Source organism: Streptomyces flavofungini (assembly GCF_041028215.1).
Taxonomy (GTDB): domain Bacteria; phylum Actinomycetota; class Actinomycetes; order Streptomycetales; family Streptomycetaceae; genus Streptomyces; species Streptomyces flavofungini_B.
The window spans coordinates 1-3,102 of record NZ_JASKYR010000971.1 but is presented as its reverse complement, the minus strand read 5'-3'; the positions used below and the strand labels follow the sequence as shown (position 1 = coordinate 3,102).

Below are 3,102 nucleotides of genomic sequence, written 5' to 3'. Positions count from 1 at the left end.
GGACAAAGGGGGAGACATGGAGCGTCTGGGGACCGGTATCGGCTGGCGTCCTGAGATCGCGGACGCCGTGGAGGCGATGCCCGGCATCGACTGGGTCGAGGCCGTCGCGGAGAACATCTGTCCGGGGCATCTGCCCGACTCGCTGCTGCGGCTGCGCGAGCGCGGTGTGACCGTGGTGCCGCACGGCGTCTCGCTGGGCCTCGGCGGCGCCGACCGGCCCGACGAGGGGCGCCTGACCGCGCTCGCCGAGCGGGCCGAGGCCCTGGGTTCGCCGCTGGTCACCGAGCACATCGCGTTCGTACGGGCCGGGGGCGACCTCACCGCCACCCAGCCGCTGGAGGCCGGACACCTGCTGCCGGTGCCGCGCACCCGCGACGCGCTCGACGTGCTCTGCGAGAACGTCCGCATCGCCCAGGACGCGCTGCCCGTGCCGCTCGCCGTGGAGAACATCGCGGCGCTCATCGCCTGGCCCGGCGAGGAGATGACGGAGGGGCAGTTCCTGTACGACCTGGCCGACCGCACCGGCGTACGGCTCCTCATCGACGTGGCCAACCTCCACACCAACCACGTCAACCGCGGCGAGGACCCGGCCGACGCCCTGGACGAACTGCCCGTCGAGGCCATCGCGTACGTCCATGTCGCGGGCGGCTTCGAGCGGGACGGGGTCTGGCACGACAGCCACGCCCACCCCGTCCCCGAGCCGGTCCTCGCGATCCTGGCGGACCTCGCCGCGCGCACCGCGCCGCCCGGCGTCCTGCTCGAACGGGACGAGAACTTCCCCGGCCCCGGGGAGCTGGAGCGGGAGCTCGACGCCATCCGGGCCACGGTGAAGACCTCGGGGGAGCCCACGGGCACTCCCCCGGTGGCCCCGGCTCCCCCGGTCCCGGTGGAGCCCGCCTCCGGCGCCGCCCGGCAGCGCACCGCCCTCGCCCAGGCCGCCCTGCTCTCCGCGCTGGTGGCGGGCACCCCGGCGCCCGAGGGGTTCGACCGCGCGCGCCTGAAGGTGCAGAGCCACGCGCTGGCCGCCAAGCGCGCCGATGTCGTCGCGAAGGTCGCGCCCGAGCTGCCGGAGATCCTCGGCGCCCCCTACCGCGCCGAGTTCCTCGCGTACGCCCAGATGCGGCCCATGACCGGCGGCTACCGCCGTGACGCCCTCACCTTCGCCGAGCATCTGATGCTCGCGGGGCGCCCCGCGTCACCGGACGCGCGGCGGCTGCTGGGCGACTGGTGGCTGGAGCGTTCGGGCCCGGCGCCGCGCTCCCGGCGGCCCGCCGCCCGGCTCCTCGACGCCACCCGCCGCGTCCTGCTCGGGCGGTCCGTGTGAGCGCCGCGGCCACGGTGTACGCGGTCGCCGTGGGCCTCTCGTCGGCCGAACTGATCAGGGGCGTGGTGACGTCCCGCCGCGCCCCCGCACGGCACGGCTCCGACGACGGTATCTTCGTGCGCGGCACCCTGGAGGCCGCGTTCCTCTCCGGCGGCCCCGCGCGCGCCGCCGACGCGGTGATCGCGGGGCTGCACGAGGACGGCCGCCTGGTCGTCGCGGGCCCCGGCGTCGTCGGCCTCCCGCGGCCGACCGCGCGCAACGCCGCCGAACAGGCGCTCATCGACGCCCACACGGCGGCGCCGAGCGGTGCGCTGCACTGGCTGCGGGCCGCCGTGATGCGCAGCGGCCCGGTGCAGGAGACGGGGGACGCGCTCGCGGCGCGGGGCCTCGTCGTGCGCCCGGGGCCCCAGCGCAAGTGGCGGACCTGGGCGGCGGCCCAGGCCTTCCTCAGCCTCTTCGGGCTCATGCTGGCGACCATGCTGACGGTGCTTCAGCACGCCGACGACTACACGGAGCCGGACGCGGTGCTCGACACCATCCTGCACGTCCTGCTCCCCGTCGCCGCCCTCGGCATCGGCGTCGGCGTGATCTGTGCCGCCGTCGCCGCCAAGCGGCTCACCCTCGCGGGCCGCCGCGCCCTGCACGAGTACACCGAGGCGTCCCGCCATCTGACGGGCGCCGCCCATCTCGTGGCCGTCCGCGGCCTCCCGGCGGCCCACCCCGATCTGCGGCCCCAGCTCGTCGCGGCGGCCCGGACGCCGGGGGTGCCGGTGCCCGGCCGCTCCGGCACGCGGTCGTCGCCGCGTCCGGACCTCTCGCCCGCGCACACCGGATCGCCGGTCTGGTGCGGGTCGAGTCCGGGCTTCGGCGACGGAGGAAGCGGCGGAGGCGGCTCCACGTGCTCCGCAGGCGGCGGCAGCTGCTCGGGCGGCTCGTCCTGCGGGGGCGGTGGTTCGTCGTGCTCGGGCGGCTCGTCCTGCGGCGGCGGCTCCTCGTGCGGCGGGGGCGGGTCGTCCTGCGGCGGTGGGTCCAGTTGCGGCCTCCTCCGGCTGATGGGCGGCGCACGCCGCGCCGCGTGACCCGGTGCGGTCGTACGGAGGTTGGCGTACGCCCCGCGGGAACGGCGCCCCGGGCCACCCGGGGCGCACTAGCGTGCGGTGCCGCAACAGGAGGCACCATGCGATCCCGAATCTTCAATGGAACCGGCCTCGTCGTCACGGGGCTCGTCGCGACACTGGCCGCGCTGCTCTTCCCCCTCTGGTCCTACGCGGACCGCTCGGGCACCGGCCTGGACCGGCTCGACGCCGAGACGGTGTCGACCGACTTCGGGCCGCTCTCCGCCCTGGACCGGGACTTCGTGACCAAAGTGCGCCTCGCGGGCCTGTGGGAGCTGCCCGCGGGCCAGCAGGCGCAGGAGCGCGGCACCACCAAGGCGGTGCGGACCGCGGGCGAGCACCTCGTCGAGGGGCACACCTTCCTGGACGCGCGCGTACGCGAGGCCGCCGCACGGCTGAACCTCGAACTGCCGAGCCAGCCCAACCCGCAGCAGCGGCAGTGGCTCGCCGAGCTGAGCGCGGCGCGCGGCCAGACGTACAACGAGAAGTTCGCCAACATCCTGCGCCGGGCGCACGGCAAGGTCTTCTCGGTGGTGGCCGAGGTGCGCGCCAACACCCGCAACTCGCTGGTCAGGGCGCTCGCCGACGACGCCAACACGACCGTCCTCGACCACATCACCGTCCTGGAGAAGACGGGCCTTGTCGACTTCGACGGGCTCGCGC

The 3,102-nt window shown here is 75.8% G+C and carries 3 protein-coding genes; all 3 read left to right on the top strand.

Going from position 1 to position 3,102, the window contains the following annotated elements:
- Positions 1 to 16: 16 nt before the first annotated feature.
- Positions 17 to 1,324 (top strand): DUF692 domain-containing protein, encoded by a 1,308-nt coding sequence (locus AB8Z36_RS37255; RefSeq protein ID WP_369217812.1) that lies wholly within the window; start codon positions 17 to 19, stop codon positions 1,322 to 1,324.
- Positions 1,321 to 2,403, top strand: a complete 1,083-nt coding sequence (locus AB8Z36_RS37250) for a TIGR04222 domain-containing membrane protein (RefSeq protein ID WP_369217811.1) — start codon at positions 1,321 to 1,323, stop codon at positions 2,401 to 2,403. The genes AB8Z36_RS37255 and AB8Z36_RS37250 overlap by 4 nt, the downstream gene beginning before the upstream one ends.
- A gap of 98 nt (positions 2,404 to 2,501) precedes the next feature.
- Positions 2,502 to 3,102, top strand: a 601-nt coding sequence (locus AB8Z36_RS37245; RefSeq protein ID WP_369217810.1) for a DUF4142 domain-containing protein, incomplete at its 3' end; no start/stop codon positions are given.

What these genes read in the sequence shown, in the direction of transcription:
- AB8Z36_RS37255 (WP_369217812.1), top strand. Translation starts at nt 17, where the DNA reads ATGGAGCGTCTGGGGACCGGTATCGGCTGGCGTCCTGAGATCGCGGAC.